Genomic DNA, 13,838 nt, shown 5'->3' on the forward strand with positions numbered 1-13,838 from the left:
CGCCGCATGAACTTCGAACCGACCGACGAACGGCGCATGCTGGACGATGCGCTGCGACGCCTGCTGTCGCAGCACTACGACTTCGCGCAGCGCCAGCGCATTGCGCAATCGGGCGAGGGGCACAGCATGGAAATGTGGCGGCATCTCGTCGATCTGGGGGCGCTCGGGGCGCTCTTCGCCGAGGCCGACGGTGGCCTGGGCGGCAGCGGCTTCGACATCGCACTGGTGTTCGAGGCGCTGGGCGGCGCGATGGTGCTGGAGCCCTTGCTCGCTGCGCTGATGGCCGCTGCGGTGCTGGCCGAAGCGAAAACGGATGTGCAGCGTGCGCTGCGGCGCGACATCGTGGCCGGCAGCACGCTGGCCGTTCTTGCGCACGCCGATCCCGAGGCCCGCTACGAGGCTTCGCACGTGACGACGCGTGCGCGGCCGACCGATGGTGGCTGGCAGCTCGACGGCCTGAAATGCGTGGTGCGCCATGCGGAGCAGGCCGACTTTTTCATCGTTTCGGCCCGCTCATCGGGCTGCGGCGACGACCCCACGGGCATCAGCCTGTTCGTGCTGCCCGCTGCAACTCCGGGCATCACGCTGCGCGGCTACCCCCTGGCCGATGGTGGCCGGGGCGCGGATATCGCGTTGGAAGGCGTGCATCTGCCGGCCGATGCGCTGGTCGGCACCGAAGGCCAAGCCTTTCCGACCATCGAAGGCGCCTTGGGCGCCGGCGTGCTGGCGCTGAGCGCACAAGCATTGGGCGCGATGGAGTCCGCCAAGCAACTCACGCTCGACTACCTGCGCACCCGTAAGCAGTTTGGACAGTCGATCGGCAGCAACCAGGCGCTGCAACACCGCATGGTGGATCTGTGGCTGGGTATCGAGCAGGCGCGCTCAGCCGTCATCAACGCGGCAAACGCGCTGCAATCGGCCGACCGCGTCACGCGCGAGCGAGCGTTGTCGGCCGCCAAGGTGACCACAGGCCGCGTCGGGACGCGCGTGGCCGAGGAGTGCATCCAGATGCATGGCGGCATCGGCATGACGTGGGAGCTCCCGCTGTCACACCTGGCCAAGGGCCTGGTGCTGACCAATCACATGCTCGGCGACGAGGACCATCACCTGGCGCGCTATGTGGCGCTTGGCTGCGCGTGAGGGCTGCGACCTGGCGCGTGCGCATGGCTGCGGCCATGTCCTGCGATCGACGCATTGAGCTTCGCCTTTTCATTCGCGCCAATGAGTGGCAGCTTTTCGGTCGCCACGGCAACTGGACCTAGGCGCATCGGCGGTCAAGAAGTCGATCTCGCGCCGATCCGCGCAGGCGCTGGTGGCGGCGCTGGCCAGCATGTATCCGGAAAATCGCACGGAGACAACGCGTCTGGCCCGATCCATTGTGTGGCTTATACGTGAATGACAATCCTTCACTGGGACGGGCGTGGCAAGCGTCGAGGCGTTGTCGGCGCGGCCTTGAAGCCTCCGCCTTTATGCGGGCGCGCCAAAGTGCCGCATCAGCACGGCGTCGAATGCCTCAGGCTGGTCGATGTTGGGCAGGTGTCCCGCCTGCGCGATGACCTCGAGGACGGATCCGGAGATGCGCCCATGGATCTCGGTCATCGCTTGTGGCAGAACCCCATCGTTCGCACCCACGATCAGGGTTGTGGGCAGCGCGATCTCTGACACCCGGGCCAGGTAGTCGAGTCCCTGGATGGCGCGCGCGCATCCGACAAATCCGACCACCGATGTCGACGCCGCGACCTGCAGCAAGCGCTGCGCGGTGTCAGGATGTGCATCGAGAAAGTCGCGGCCGAACCAGCGTTCGAGGGTGGGTTGCGCGAGTGCTGCGCAGCCTTCGCGCTCGGCGATGGCGATGCGCTCGTTCCAGGGTGCGGACGCCTCCGGTGGTGTGTCTGCACGCGCATCGCAGAGGCACAGGCTCGCCAGCCTGTCGGGATGCGCAAGCGCCAGGCCGAAGCCGCTCATGCCACCCAACGACAGCCCGACGTAGTGCGCCTTCGCGATGCCGAGTGCATCGAGAACCGCGACGGTGTCGGCCACCAGATGCTGCATGGAGGAGGGCGCTTCGTGGGCCACCGAGCCGCCATGGCCGCGCGTGTCTGCGCACACCACATGCCAGCCGCGCGAGGCCAGCAGCTGCGCCTGCTTGGACCACATGGCACTGCTGGAGAGGATGGAGTGCGCCATGTACACGGCGGGCGCGCGGGCGTCGCCGTGGCGATGCACCTGGATGCTGCCGGCCCCTGAGGGGAGGGCGATGTTCTGCGCGGTGATCTGCATGGGAGAAATTCTGAGCGCTTGAAGAAGATGGGATCAGTAGCCGGCGAAGAACTCGATCGCCACCTGCTCGGGCTGCACACCGCAGGCATCGAGACAGTCCTGCATGGCTGCGACCATGGCGGTCGGGCCGACGATGAAGTAGCGGCAGGCCTGCCAGTCGGGCACTTCCTGCTGGATGAGCGCGGCATCGATCATGCCGTCGCGCCAGACGAGTGCGTCCTGGCCGCCCGATGAAGGGGGCGCGCGTTTATCCTCGGCAATCACATGCACAACGCGTAGTCGCGGCAGGTCGGCGCACAGCTGCGCGAGCTCGCTGCACCAGGCGGCGAGTCCGTGCGTGCGGTTGCCGTAGAGCAGTGTGACTGGCGGCACCGCCTTGCCGCTGACAGCCTGATGTTGCAGGTGGCGCAGCATGCTGTAGAACGGTGTGATGCCGATGCCACCGGCGAGCATCACGAGCGGCTGGCGCGGGTCTTCGGGCAACACGAAATCGCCCATGGCCGGGCTCAGGCTCACGAAGGCGCCGTCGGCACCGAGGGCGCATCGCGAGAGGTGGCGCTTGAATGCCGTATCGCGCATGCGCATCGCGACCATGAGGTGCGGATCATGGGGGGCGCTGGCAATCGACAGCATGCGCTCGCCGTCGTCCGAGCCGTCTTCCGGCGCATCGAAATCCGGCAGCTGGAGGCTGACGAACTGGCCCGCCTCGAAGTCGAAGCCGGCAGGGCGTTCCAGGAAGAAAGCCATCGTGTCAGTGGCGATGGGGGTACGCGCCAGCACGCGCACAGGGAAATTGTCGGGGTCTGTCATGGATAGATGCTCGATGTTGTCGGCGCGGCGAACGTGCGCCGGTGCCTGAATGGGAATTACCACGAGACGCTGATGTCCCCGTTCACGAAGGTCTGGCACGCCATGCGAAAGCCTTGTTCGAAATCCGCTTCCGAAAGGTGCTTGCGTTCTTTCGGCTTGACAGCGTCGGTGTGCTCCAGGCCGCTCTCGATGCGACATTTGCAAGTGCCGCACACGCCGCCGCCGCACTTGAAAGGAATGCCGCCTTGCCCGCGCAGCGACACGCGCAGCAGGTTGCTGTTTTCCGGCGCAGCCAGCACCTTGTTGGCATTGGTGATGAAAGTGACGCTGATCATGGGCGGACGGGCTCCTGCGCGTCTATGCGCACGAGGCGCACGTCGAGGTGGCCGAAGTTGACCAACTGCGCGAGCTCTTCGCGCGCGGCTTTGAGCGTGTCGAACTGCGGAAGAAACTTGGAGGGGACGAGGTTGCGCGTGGGCGGGTCGCCCTCGTCCACGATCGCGACCTTCACCGGCCGTTCGAGCTCGGCAATGACGAAGCGCGCGCGCCGCTGGCCATAGAAGAAATAGTCGTGGCTCTCGACGGGGCGAAGGCCGGTCGCCCAGCTCGGTGCGGAACTGGCCGTCCTTGTTTGTGAGGATGACATACGCGTTTTGCATGGGTTTCTGGAATGGCGTCAGGCGAGCGCCGTCTCGTCCTGGCTCAGTTCGATGTCGTGATGGATCCACAGCTGGCAGGCGAGCCGGAAGCCCGCATCGAGCTGATCGCCCAGCTGCTTCTGCTCTTTCCAGTTGGGCGCGGCCAGGTGTTCGCCGCCGTGCAGCACCTTGCACATGCACTTGGAGCACTTGCCCATGCCGCAGCCGTAGGTGAGGTGCGGAAAAGGAAACTGCTTGATGCCGGCGCGCACGACGAGGTTGGTGTTCGGCCGCACCTCGCCCTCGAAGCACTGGCCGTCTTTTCTGATCACAACTTTGGGCATGAGCACCTGTTCCATGGTTGCCGGTGGAGGGGCGAATCGGCCGTGGTTCTCGCAGACCGAATGCCTGGTGACTAATGTCCAAGCGAAGCCGCCACCGCGTCAAACAACATCACGACCGCCAATGCAAGACATCAATAACATTGATATGAATTGCAAATTTGCATCGCGCATACGTAGGATCACGCCATCCCCTCCAGGGGCTTTGTGCCGCGTGCTTCGCAGTTGCCGCGGACCGTGTTCATACCAACGAAGGAACAATCCATGACGGCATTAATGAGCAAAGAAGACTTCCGCCACGCGCTGGAGGAAACGGTGCGTGGAAAGAGCGCTAACAAATCGCCCTTCAGCATGGCGTGGGCTGCAGGCCGACTCTCGCGCAAGCATCTAGCCCGCTGGGCGGAGAACCATTACCACTACGTGGGACCGTTCGCAGACTATCTGGGCTTCATCTACTCGCGCACGCCAGCGCGCCTGATCGACGTGAAGGACTTCATGCTGGCGAACATGTACGAGGAGGAGATCGGCGGTGACCGCCACACCGACCTGCTGATCCGCTTTGCCGAAGCCTGCGGTTCGTCGCGTGCTCGCGTGACCGATCCCGACAACATGCTGCCCCTCCACGCGCGGTCTGCAAAGCTGGTGCTATTCGATGTCGATGCGCGAGAACCCGATCATCGCGGTGGCCGGCATCGTCGTGGGACTCGAATCGCAGGTCCCGTCCATCTACCGCAAGCAGGCGCCCACACTGCGCGAGCAGTACAAGTTCACGGACGAAGAGGTCGAATTCTTCGATCTGCACATCGTGTCAGACGAGATCCACGGCGAGCGTGGCTACCAGATCGTGGTCGAACATGCCGACACGCCCGAACTCCAGGCAGCCTGTCTGAAGGCCTGCGAAGTGGGTGCGCAGATGCGGCTGCTGTACACCGCGGAGCTTTTCCGCGAGTACGTCGAGAAAGACTTGGCGCAGGAAGCGCTCGCATTGGCCGACTGAGCGGCCGATGCACTGCGGGCGCACCCGATGTGCCACTGCCCGATGAGAGAGGGCGTTCGACGAGCGCCTGCGCGTTGCCCGAAGAAGGAGACACACTATGCCGGTATCACGTCGCGGCGCTACTGCCGCCTTGCTCGGGAGCGCGTTCGCCCCCACGCTCTGGGCGCGGCCCGATGCGGCCGGCAGCTACCCGATCAAGCCGCTGCGCATCGTGGTGCCGTACCCCGCGGGCGGCTTCAACGATACGCTGGGACGCATTGTTGGAGTGCACCTCACCGCGGTGTGGAAGCAGCCTGCCGTGGTCGACAACAAGCCCGGTGCCGGCACGACCATCGGCACACAGGCCGTGGCGACGTCGCCGCCGGACGGCTACACGCTGCTGGTTGTGCAATTTCCGTTTGCGGCCAACCCGTGGCTCTACAAGCTCCCCTACGACACCGACAAGGCCTTCGACCCGGTGATCCTGGCGGGGCGATCGCCGATGGTGCTGGTCGCTCACGCGGGAAGTTCCTATCGCAGCGCGGCCGACGTGCTGGCGGCCGCCAAGGCGAAGCCGGGCGCCATCAACTACGGCACCTCGGGCCCGGGTTCATCGAACCACTTGGCCATGGTGCTGTTCGAGAATCTGGCTGGTATTCGCATGAACCAGATTCCCTACAAGGGCAGCACGCCGATGTTGACTGACTTAGCCGGAGGCCAAGTGGCGGTGGCGATGGACCTGCTGCCCAATGCGCTGCCGTTCATCCAGTCCGGCAAGGTGCGTCCGCTGGCCATTGCCGGCGCGCAGCGTTCGCCGCTGATGCCGGAGATACCCACTGCGGCGGAGGCCGGCGTCGCGGGCTACGAGGTGTCGTCCTGGCACGGCATCGTGGTGCCCGCAGGAACGCCGAAGCCGGTGGTCGACAAGCTCAATCGCGAAATGAACAGCATCCTCGAAATGGCCGACGTGAGGAAAATCTTCGCCCAGCAGGGTGTGGTGCCCGACGGCGGCACGCCCGCCCAATTCCACAGCTTCGTCGAAAGCCAAAAGTCGCTGTGGAAGCGCGTTATTCAACAAAACCACATCACCGCAGCATGACCATCCAACAAGACGCTCTCAACCTCATCGACGGTCACTGGCAGCCAGCGGCTTGCGGCGCATGGGGCGAGCGCAACGATCCGTCCGATGGCACACCGCTCGGGCGCCACGCCGCATCGCAGTGCAGTGACGCCGAAGCCGCCGTGGCCGCCGCGCGCCGCGCGTTCGAGCAGCCGCAGTGGGCGCACGATCCGCGGCTGCGCCAAATGGTGATGTTGCGCTGGGCCGATCGCCTGGAAGCTCAAGCTGAAGTCTTGGCCGTACTGCTCACGCGCGAGAACGGCAAAGTGTTGGCGCAGTCGCGCGGCGAGATCGCCGGTGCCGTGTCGGAGATCCGCTACTACGCAGGCTTGACGCGCTACATGCCGGGCCATGTGTTCGAGGTGGAGCCTGGCGCGTATTCCACGTTGCTGAAAGAGCCCGCCGGCGTGGCCGGCATCATCGTCCCGTGGAACGCGCCGGTGGTACTGCTGATTCGGTCGCTGACCCCCGCGCTGGCAGCGGGCTGTACGGCGGTGATCAAGCCGGCGCCGCAGACGGCGTTGATCACCGCGCGGGTGGTAGAGACACTGCATGCCTGCGAGGGTCTGCCGCCCGGCGTGGTCAATCTGGTGAGCGAAGACGGTCATGCGGTCGCGCAGTATCTGACCGAGAGCGCGCAGGTGGATGTGTTGAGCTTCACAGGCTCGAACGCCACCGGTCAGCGCATCATGGCTGCGGCGGCGCCCACCATGAAGAAGCTGTCCCTGGAGTTGGGCGGCAAGTCGGCCTGCCTTGTGTTCGAGGATGCCGACGTCGAGAAGACGGCCGGTGCGATTGCCGCGGCTGCGACCATCATCAGCGGCCAGCAGTGCACAGCGGCGCGGCGCGTGCTCGTCCATGCACACCACTACAGCGCCATGCAAAAGGCGCTGACCGAAGCACTGGCTGCGCAGCGCGTGGCACCGGGGCTGACGCCGGGCGCGCAGATCGGCCCGCTGATCGACGCGCACGCCGCCCAACAAGTCAGCCAGCGCATCGACGACGCGCTGGCGGCGGCCGATGCGGTGCTGCTGCGCGGGCGGCGCGACGTAAACTTCGTCCACCCTTCCCTCGTCGCGCATCGTGATACGCATGCATTCTTCGTGCAAGAGGAAATCTTCGGCCCGCTGCTGGTACTGGAACGCTTCGAGGACGAGCGCGAAGCCATCGCCCGCGCCAACCACTCGGAGTACGGCTTGTCGGCCAGCGTCTGGACGCGCGACGGCGCACGTGCCATGCGGGTGGCGCGTGCATTGCGCAACGGCACGGTCTGGATCAACGACCACAACAAGCTCTTCGCTGAAGCCGAGACGGGTGGCTATCGGCGCAGCGGGCTTGGCCGGCTGCATGGGTACGATGCGCTGATCGACTTCCAGGAGATCAAGCACATCTATCAGCAGGTCGGCACGGCCTGAGCCCGCATCGCGGCGTGCCACCGGCCTTCTACAATTGCCCTCCCTTGCGAGCCCGGTCAGCGGGGCAATTTCCAAGAAGGCCACCGTGGACCTGAGGCAAATCCAGTACTTCCTTGCGCTGTTCGAAGACGGCTCGATGACACAGGCCGCCAAGCGGCTGGACGTCGTCCAGCCGACGCTGAGCATGCAGATCGCGAAGCTGGAGGAAGAGCTGGGGCAGCCCTTGTTCGAGCGCAAACGTCGGGGCATGTCGCCCACCGCACACGGACGCCTGATGTACCGGCTGTTTCTGCCGATCGTGCGCAACATCGACAATGCGCGCGAGCAACTTGCGCAGCGCAGCGAGGCCGTGACCGGCCACGTCTCGCTGGGGCTCATTTCCTCAGTGGCCGAAAGCGTGCTGGCCGACGCGCTATCGCGATTCAACGCGGCCTACCCGCATGTGGAGGTCACCGTATCCGTCGGCTACAGTGCCATGCTGATCGATTGGGTAACAAGCGGACAACTCGACGTCGCGATCATCAACGAGCCGCGGGCCAAGCTGTCGCTGGCCACGGAATCGCTCGCCGAGGAAGACATGCTGCTCGTAACGAGTGTGGAGCACGGCCCGCGCCTGCCTCCCAACGTGCGCCTTGCGCGACTGGCCGAACTCGGCCTGGACCTGATCCTGCCGACGCGCCGACACGGTTTGCGCGGTGTGTTGGAAGCGGCGGCTCGCCAGGAGGGAATTGTGCTTGCACCCAAATTCGAGGTCGACGTTCTGAGCACCATCGTGCGGCTCGTCGAGGAAACGCGATTCGCGACCATTCTGCCGCGCATCGTGGTGCAGCGCGCGGTCAATGAGGGCACATTGGCCATATGCCCGATTCTGTCGCCGCGCATCGTGCGCCATGTGGTCCGCGTCAGCGACCGGCGCAAGCCTCTGAGCGCTGCAACGCATGCGCTCGTGGACCTTGTGGCGGACGAGATTCGAAGGATACTGAGCGTTGGCAAGGCGAACAAATGACGGGGACCCCGGCCGGCGTCGGGCCGGTGGCCCCCGGCGATGTGCTGAACGCCTCGGTGCAGGGGATAGGTGCGATGTCGGTCCGCGTAGCCCGGTGAGCGGCGCGGCTATTCGCCTCACGTGCGGGCGCACGCATCACAACCGCCCCTAGGCCATGCCAAACGGAGTCGCAGTTCTGCCAACTTAAGGTTCAGGCGTTCGAAAAAAGCGGCGGCAGGATGACTTCTCCACGTGCTCACGTTCTGCATTGTTTGCGTGTCCGGCTCGTACCGCTCTGATGGCGTGGACGATCACAACGTCGGGTGAAAGGTCGATGCGCCGTACTTCCATCCCGACATAGCGAGCATTCTTCGGAATCTCCATGCGGAGTCTCAGGCGTATGCCCAGCCGCGCCTCAACGTCTGTGATGGCGCCTCGCCAAATTTCCGTCGATAGGCCCCGGCAAAGTCGCCAACATGAGTGAAGCCGTACTCGAGAGCGATGTCGGCCACGCGAATTCCGCCGCGGCTCGGCTTTTGCAGCGCGCCCCGAGCCGCTTCGAACCGCCTTTCTCGTAGCCACGTCATCGGACCTACACCGTGGCAAGACTGAAAGGCGGCGAACAGCGTGCGGCGAGACACGCCGCATTCGATGCAAAGCTCGTTCACCGAAACGTGGGCTTGCAGCCGCCGCATCATCAGCTCCTCGGCCTGCCTGACAACCCGCAACGAAGCTGAAAAGGTTGCATCTGCATGAAGCGCGGATTGCTGGTTGTGGGCATGCTGGGTCAGCAGAAGCGAGGCCAAAGCGTCCGCCAGCGATGCTTGCGCGAATTGCCGCGCCTTGCCGGCAAGCGGGAGCGCCGACGCGATGCCAGCCAGGGCGACGATACCGTGCCACGCCTGGATCAGCGGCGGTCGCGCAGGCAGGGAAATGTCGAAAACCAAGGGTGCCGTCAGCGGCCGGCCGGTCAGCCCCTGCCAGGCATCTGCAATCAATGAGCTATCAACGCGGATCAGCAGCTGGTCATATCCCTCGTGCACTTCCATCGAGAAGGCGCGAACTGGACTGAACACGCCCGGACTGTGCGCAACCAGCTGGTGCAAGTCGCCGCCCTGGCGTACTTGCGCGGCTCCTCGAGTCGGCAGGCTGATCAGGTAGTAGCCCTGCAAGGCCTCTGATAGAGGCTGAAGCGAAACACGCGCTCCCCAGCGTGTGCGGTTGAATGACACCGGTCCCATTGGCACGCAGTCGAGCGTGCCATGGAACACATCGTCACGCCGCAGCCGCTGAAGCCGGATTTCGCCAAAGAAGGGCGCGGTTTGCAGGGGCGATTCGTCAACATCATGGCTGTCCGCCACACGGAAGCCCTGCAAGCTTGTGCCTCCATGATCGAACTCGATGAGAGGGAACGGTGTTATGGAGCTCACTGGTAACGACGATGGTTCAGCAGTAGTCGACTCACAAGAGCGTAATCCCAATTCGCCGATTTGCTTGCACGCAGTCCGCTGAATTGCACTGAGGCAGTAGAGCCAATGCCGCACACCACCGATGCTCCAGAACCCATTCCACGGAGACATCGCGATGCTTCATTCTCGACGCGCCATCATTTCATCTGCCCTCGCAGCCTCCGGCGCGGCCCTGGCCGGCTGCTCCGGAACGCAGGCAGAACCGGCGCGCGTGCTTGCGCCAAAAAGCCCATTCCTGCTGGTTCACGGCGCCTGGCACGGCACCTGGTGCTGGGGCAAGATCAGCCCATTGCTGGCTGCCGCCGGCCACCCGGTGCTGGCGATTGACTTGCCAGGGCATGGCCTCAATGCGGCATTTCCGGCGGCGTTCGACGTTCAACCCCGCACGGCGGCACTGGCAACTGAGCCCTCACCGGTCGCGGGCATCACGTTGGCCGACTACGCTCGGGCAGTGTCCAATGCCGTTGAATCCCTGCTGGCCGCCGGCTTCCCGGCGCCGATCGTCGTGGGTCACAGCATGGGCGGTGGTGCAATCCATGCTGCCGCCGAACTGCTGGGCCCCGGCAAGATTGCGCGCCTGGTCTACCTCGCGGCATTCATGCCCAAGGACGGCCAGCCGATGGTGGCATTCCCCCCTGATGAACAGGCGCCCCCATCGCTTTTGACGCCGCTGCTGCGCAGCGATCCTGGGGTTACTGGCGCTCTGCGACTCGACCCCGCATCCACGGACGAAAGCTATCGAGCGGGGCTCATCAACTTGTTTTACGGGAAAGTTGACGCTGCAACAGCGCGCGCCGCGCTCAATCTGCTGTCGCCCGATATTTCGATCGGTGCAATGGTCACGCCAATTGCGACGTCGGTGCAGCGCTGGGGAGCCATCCCGCGTACTTATATCCGGACCGGCGCCGACAACACCATCCCGCCGGCGATGCAGGACATGATGGTGGCGCAGGCGGACACCGCGACGCCTGCCAACAAGACGCAGGTGCTGCAACTGGACTCGGATCACAGTCCGTTTCTGTCCATGCCGCAGCAGTTGGTTCGAGGGCTGCTCTCGGTGGCTTGAAGCGGAGGCGCAAGCAATGCGCCAGGGCCGAATGCATCGCCCGATCACCGATGTCTACAATGGGATGTCGACCGTCATCCAGATGGTCGGATTGCATGGGGGCATTTGCCTTGGGACATTCGCAGGCCGAGAAAGCGCAAAGTCGAGAGCGGATCCTGAAGGAGGCCGCCGACCAGATTCGAGACGGCGGACTCGAGTCGGTGAGCGTGGGCAAGCTCATGAAGAGCGTGAACCTCACGCATGGCGGCTTCTACGGTCATTTTGCCTCTCGTGCGGACTTGCTCGCCCAGGCGCTCAGGCGCGCCCTAGTTGATGGTGTGCGTCGGTCGGCGGTGAGGCAGAAATCAGCGCGTCCGCTCGGCTTCGCGGGCTTCGTCAGCGACTATTTGAGCACCAGGCATCGGGACTCCCGCAGCACTGGGTGCGCAGTCTCGGCGTTGATCTCCGATGTCGGACGCGCCGATGACCAGTCCAAGTCGATCATGGCCGGCTCCATCGAGGACTATATTTCCGCCGCTCGGCGCCACCTTGGCGACGACGACGATTCCAGAGCGATGTTGGCCGTCAGCGCCATGGTGGGTGCTCTGGCCCTGTCGCGGGCGATGACAGACCCTGCCCGTTCGGACGACCTGCTCCGCAGCGTGCGCGAGCAGCTGGTGGCGGTTAACGAGCCCAATGTGCGGGCGCTCTCAGGCAGTCAGAACAAAGCCTGAGTCGCGCCTTGGGCGTGCAGCGTTTCCTTTGGCGCGCGCTCAGCACCAGCAACGCGACCAGCAAGGACCATGGCGTCGCATCCCTGCTGGGATGCATCCCGTCTCCGGGTAAACCAGTGCAGTTGAAACATCCTCTGGCGAACCAATGCGACAGACAGGATGATGATCGTCATGCAGAATAGGGTCTGAACAGTGGAGGGCGTCGGCAACCGCGGACCCCACAGACCTCTGGACCAACAACTGCGCCACCGGCTTGGCGGCGCCCTGGAGACAGCGCAATGGCCGACGTGCGGATCTTTTCCTACCTGCCCAATCCTCGTATGGCGCGAGTTCACAGGCGAAGCAGATGGCGGCCAAGCTCACCCCCTCGCCGACCAGCGCCTGGCGGGCAGGCTCCAGGGCCAGTCGATCCCAGTCGTGTAGGTCGTGAATGCCTCATCGGCGCGAGCGTGGACGTCCGCTGTGAGTTCAGAACCTTGCATGCTGAGTCGAAGCGAAGCGCTGCTTGCGTTCGGCAAGGCGCGGTTCCTGGACAACGCGCGCGAGCGGTTTCACGGCACCCTGACGCATTTCGACCGCCTTCGAATGATCCGGCCTTCGGGCCCGAGTTCGGCCCCTATTTCGCAAAGTTCAAAACGGAGCGCGGAGCCGCCCGCGAACGATCAACAACATTCACAACAACGGACTCTCAAAGGAACCCCCAATGAAAACGATCGACTTCTACTTCGACTATCGCAGCCCCTACAGCTTCCTGGCACTGTCTCAGGTTCGAAAGATGGATGTCGAGATCGACTTTCGTCCATTCGAAATTGGGGCGCTGATGAGAGCGGTGGGGAACGTGCCGACGAGTATCACTTGCGCACCCAAAGGGCGCTACGTAATGACCGACATGGGCCGATGGGCTGCCCACTATGGGGTTCCGCTCAACCGGCATCCCCATGGCTCGGAAATCGACGCCGGCCGCCTGTTGCGCGCCACGCTCGTGGCCGGGCAACTAGGCGCCATGCCTGCGGCGGTGGACGCGATCTTCAAAGCGTTTTGGTCGGTTCCGGCGCCGCTGGGGACGGCAGGCGAAGTCGCGACCCTCCTTGGCGCCGCGGGGCTCGACGCGGAGACCCTGGAAGCGCGGATGGACTCGCCGGCCGCGCAGGCCCTCTTGGACGAGGCAACCGCCGGGGCGGCATCGCGCGGCGTGTTTGGCGCGCCGACCCTGTTCGTCGGAGACGATATGTTCTTCGGTAACGACCGCCTGCACTTCGTGCAAGCTCGTCTGGAGCAGGCCGCATGAAGCCGCTTGTCATCATCACCGGCGTAGGACCGGGCACCGGCTCGGCAATGGTCCGGCGGTTCCACGATGGCGGCTATCAGGTCGCCATGCTCGCGCGCACGGCCGAGCGCTTGACCGATCTCGAGAGCGAACTTCCGAACGCCTTTGCGGTCCCCTGCGATGCGGCCGACCCTGCGGCGCTAGCGGCCGCCCTCGACGCCATCGAGCAACGTGCCGGCGTCCCCAAGGTGGTGATCCACAACGCCGTGGGTGGGGCCTTCGGCAACTTCCTCGACATTGATCCGCAAGTCCTCCAGCAGAATTTCCAGATCAATGTCATGGCCCTGCTGCACCTGGCCCGGTGGGCGGCGCCGCGAATGGAAGCAGCTGGGGGCGGCGCCTTGCTGGTCACAGGCAACACCTCGGCCGTCCGTGGCAAGGCCGCTTTTGCGGGCTTCGCGCCGAGCAAGGCGGCGCAGCGCATCCTGGCCGAGTCCATCGCCCGGGAGATGGGGCCCCGGGGCGTGCACGTGTCCTTCATGATGATCGACGCAGTCATCGACGTGCCTTGGGCCCGCGCGCGGATGGCGGACAAGCCGGACGAGTTTTTCATCAAGCCGTCCGACATCGCCGAAGAAGTCTGGCACGTAACCCACCAGCCGCGCTCGGCTTGGTCGTTCCTCACCGAAGTGAGGCCTTTCCGCGAGTCCTGGTGATCGGAGGCGTTCAGCTTCCATGAACCCGACTTCGTCCAACTC

Annotated in this window: 15 protein-coding genes and 1 pseudogene; 9 read left to right on the plus strand and 7 right to left on the minus strand. The window is 64.6% G+C overall.

What is annotated here, in order from left to right:
- Positions 1 to 6 precede the first annotated feature (6 nt).
- The gene (locus tag ABID97_RS11390) at positions 7 to 1,140 is read left to right on the plus strand and encodes an acyl-CoA dehydrogenase family protein (RefSeq protein WP_354398589.1); all 1,134 of its coding nucleotides are present in this window, start codon (positions 7 to 9) and stop codon (positions 1,138 to 1,140) included.
- 327 nt (positions 1,141 to 1,467) lie between these two features.
- Here the strand turns inward: ABID97_RS11390 and ABID97_RS11395 are convergent, their stop codons facing one another.
- Genes ABID97_RS11395 through ABID97_RS11415 form a run of 5 tightly spaced genes read right to left on the minus strand, consistent with a single transcriptional unit; the run spans position 1,468 to position 4,072 of the window.
- Entirely contained in the window at positions 1,468 to 2,280 is an 813-nt protein-coding gene (locus ABID97_RS11395) for an alpha/beta fold hydrolase (RefSeq protein ID WP_354398590.1), read from the minus strand.
- A gap of 33 nt (positions 2,281 to 2,313) precedes the next feature.
- Positions 2,314 to 3,090, minus strand: coding sequence for a ferredoxin--NADP reductase (locus ABID97_RS11400; protein ID WP_354398591.1), 777 nt, complete (start codon positions 3,088 to 3,090; stop codon positions 2,314 to 2,316).
- A gap of 56 nt (positions 3,091 to 3,146) precedes the next feature.
- On the minus strand, positions 3,147 to 3,425 hold the full coding sequence (locus ABID97_RS11405) for a 2Fe-2S iron-sulfur cluster-binding protein (protein WP_354398592.1): 279 nt from the start codon (positions 3,423 to 3,425) through the stop codon (positions 3,147 to 3,149).
- The gene (locus tag ABID97_RS11410) at positions 3,422 to 3,736 is read right to left on the minus strand and encodes a ferredoxin (protein ID WP_503012764.1); all 315 of its coding nucleotides are present in this window, start codon (positions 3,734 to 3,736) and stop codon (positions 3,422 to 3,424) included. Before ABID97_RS11410 ends, ABID97_RS11405 begins: the two co-directional genes overlap by 4 nt.
- 30 nt (positions 3,737 to 3,766) lie before the next feature.
- On the minus strand, positions 3,767 to 4,072 hold the full coding sequence (locus tag ABID97_RS11415) for a 2Fe-2S iron-sulfur cluster-binding protein (RefSeq protein WP_354398593.1): 306 nt from the start codon (positions 4,070 to 4,072) through the stop codon (positions 3,767 to 3,769).
- A 261-nt stretch (positions 4,073 to 4,333) separates the two neighbouring features.
- Between ABID97_RS11415 and ABID97_RS11420 the strand changes: the two are divergent.
- From ABID97_RS11420 to ABID97_RS11435, 4 genes and pseudogenes are all read left to right on the plus strand, one after another.
- Positions 4,334 to 5,066 (plus strand): annotated as a pseudogene (locus tag ABID97_RS11420) (iron-containing redox enzyme family protein).
- Between the two features lie 97 nt (positions 5,067 to 5,163).
- Positions 5,164 to 6,144 carry a Bug family tripartite tricarboxylate transporter substrate binding protein gene (locus ABID97_RS11425; protein ID WP_354398594.1) on the plus strand — a complete coding sequence of 327 codons (981 nt, stop codon included), beginning with the start codon at positions 5,164 to 5,166 and terminating at the stop codon, positions 6,142 to 6,144.
- Complete coding sequence (locus tag ABID97_RS11430; RefSeq protein WP_354398595.1) at positions 6,141 to 7,580, plus strand: aldehyde dehydrogenase family protein; 1,440 nt, start codon at positions 6,141 to 6,143, stop codon at positions 7,578 to 7,580. Before ABID97_RS11425 ends, ABID97_RS11430 begins: the two co-directional genes overlap by 4 nt.
- A gap of 85 nt (positions 7,581 to 7,665) precedes the next feature.
- Positions 7,666 to 8,586 carry a LysR family transcriptional regulator gene (locus ABID97_RS11435; protein ID WP_354398596.1) on the plus strand — a complete coding sequence of 307 codons (921 nt, stop codon included), beginning with the start codon at positions 7,666 to 7,668 and terminating at the stop codon, positions 8,584 to 8,586.
- A 371-nt stretch (positions 8,587 to 8,957) separates the two neighbouring features.
- On the opposite strand, the gene ABID97_RS11440 is transcribed toward ABID97_RS11435, so the two are convergent.
- Complete coding sequence (locus tag ABID97_RS11440) at positions 8,958 to 9,941, minus strand: AraC family transcriptional regulator (protein ID WP_354398597.1); 984 nt, start codon at positions 9,939 to 9,941, stop codon at positions 8,958 to 8,960.
- A gap of 208 nt (positions 9,942 to 10,149) precedes the next feature.
- Here ABID97_RS11440 and ABID97_RS11445 point away from each other — a divergent pair, with 208 nt between their 5' ends.
- Together ABID97_RS11445 and ABID97_RS11450 are read left to right on the plus strand one after the other, a co-directional pair.
- Positions 10,150 to 11,100, plus strand: coding sequence for an alpha/beta fold hydrolase (locus ABID97_RS11445; RefSeq protein WP_354398598.1), 951 nt, complete (start codon positions 10,150 to 10,152; stop codon positions 11,098 to 11,100).
- A gap of 95 nt (positions 11,101 to 11,195) precedes the next feature.
- Positions 11,196 to 11,813 (plus strand): TetR/AcrR family transcriptional regulator, encoded by a 618-nt coding sequence (locus ABID97_RS11450; protein ID WP_354398599.1) that lies wholly within the window; start codon positions 11,196 to 11,198, stop codon positions 11,811 to 11,813.
- On the opposite strand, the gene ABID97_RS11455 is transcribed toward ABID97_RS11450, so the two are convergent.
- On the minus strand, positions 11,798 to 11,986 hold the full coding sequence (locus ABID97_RS11455) for a hypothetical protein (protein WP_354398600.1): 189 nt from the start codon (positions 11,984 to 11,986) through the stop codon (positions 11,798 to 11,800). The genes ABID97_RS11450 and ABID97_RS11455 overlap by 16 nt on opposite strands.
- A 530-nt stretch (positions 11,987 to 12,516) precedes the next feature.
- On the opposite strand from ABID97_RS11455, the gene ABID97_RS11460 reads away from it, so the two are divergent.
- Together ABID97_RS11460 and ABID97_RS11465 are read left to right on the plus strand one after the other, a co-directional pair.
- The gene (locus ABID97_RS11460) at positions 12,517 to 13,101 is read left to right on the plus strand and encodes a 2-hydroxychromene-2-carboxylate isomerase (protein WP_354398601.1); all 585 of its coding nucleotides are present in this window, start codon (positions 12,517 to 12,519) and stop codon (positions 13,099 to 13,101) included.
- Positions 13,098 to 13,796 carry an SDR family NAD(P)-dependent oxidoreductase gene (locus tag ABID97_RS11465; RefSeq protein ID WP_354398602.1) on the plus strand — a complete coding sequence of 233 codons (699 nt, stop codon included), beginning with the start codon at positions 13,098 to 13,100 and terminating at the stop codon, positions 13,794 to 13,796. Before ABID97_RS11460 ends, ABID97_RS11465 begins: the two co-directional genes overlap by 4 nt.
- Positions 13,797 to 13,838: the final 42 nt, after the last annotated feature.

The sequence above is a fragment of the Variovorax sp. OAS795 genome, from assembly GCF_040546685.1.
Classification (GTDB): domain Bacteria; phylum Pseudomonadota; class Gammaproteobacteria; order Burkholderiales; family Burkholderiaceae_C; genus Variovorax.

Excerpts from the sequence above, each read along its gene's own strand:
- ABID97_RS11410 (WP_503012764.1), bottom strand. The coding sequence starts at position 3,736 with ATGTCATCCTCACAAACAAGGACGGCCAGTTCCGCACCGAGCTGGGCG.
- ABID97_RS11430 (WP_354398595.1), top strand. The coding sequence starts at position 6,141 with ATGACCATCCAACAAGACGCTCTCAACCTCATCGACGGTCACTGGCAG.
- ABID97_RS11390 (WP_354398589.1), top strand. The coding sequence starts at position 7 with ATGAACTTCGAACCGACCGACGAACGGCGCATGCTGGACGATGCGCTG.
- ABID97_RS11460 (WP_354398601.1), top strand. The coding sequence starts at position 12,517 with ATGAAAACGATCGACTTCTACTTCGACTATCGCAGCCCCTACAGCTTC.
- ABID97_RS11395 (WP_354398590.1), bottom strand. The coding sequence starts at position 2,280 with ATGCAGATCACCGCGCAGAACATCGCCCTCCCCTCAGGGGCCGGCAGC.
- ABID97_RS11405 (WP_354398592.1), bottom strand. The coding sequence starts at position 3,425 with ATGATCAGCGTCACTTTCATCACCAATGCCAACAAGGTGCTGGCTGCG.
- ABID97_RS11450 (WP_354398599.1), top strand. The coding sequence starts at position 11,196 with ATGGGGGCATTTGCCTTGGGACATTCGCAGGCCGAGAAAGCGCAAAGT.
- ABID97_RS11455 (WP_354398600.1), bottom strand. The coding sequence starts at position 11,986 with ATGACGATCATCATCCTGTCTGTCGCATTGGTTCGCCAGAGGATGTTT.
- ABID97_RS11415 (WP_354398593.1), bottom strand. The coding sequence starts at position 4,072 with ATGCCCAAAGTTGTGATCAGAAAAGACGGCCAGTGCTTCGAGGGCGAG.
- ABID97_RS11465 (WP_354398602.1), top strand. The coding sequence starts at position 13,098 with ATGAAGCCGCTTGTCATCATCACCGGCGTAGGACCGGGCACCGGCTCG.
- ABID97_RS11425 (WP_354398594.1), top strand. The coding sequence starts at position 5,164 with ATGCCGGTATCACGTCGCGGCGCTACTGCCGCCTTGCTCGGGAGCGCG.
- ABID97_RS11445 (WP_354398598.1), top strand. The coding sequence starts at position 10,150 with ATGCTTCATTCTCGACGCGCCATCATTTCATCTGCCCTCGCAGCCTCC.
- ABID97_RS11400 (WP_354398591.1), bottom strand. The coding sequence starts at position 3,090 with ATGACAGACCCCGACAATTTCCCTGTGCGCGTGCTGGCGCGTACCCCC.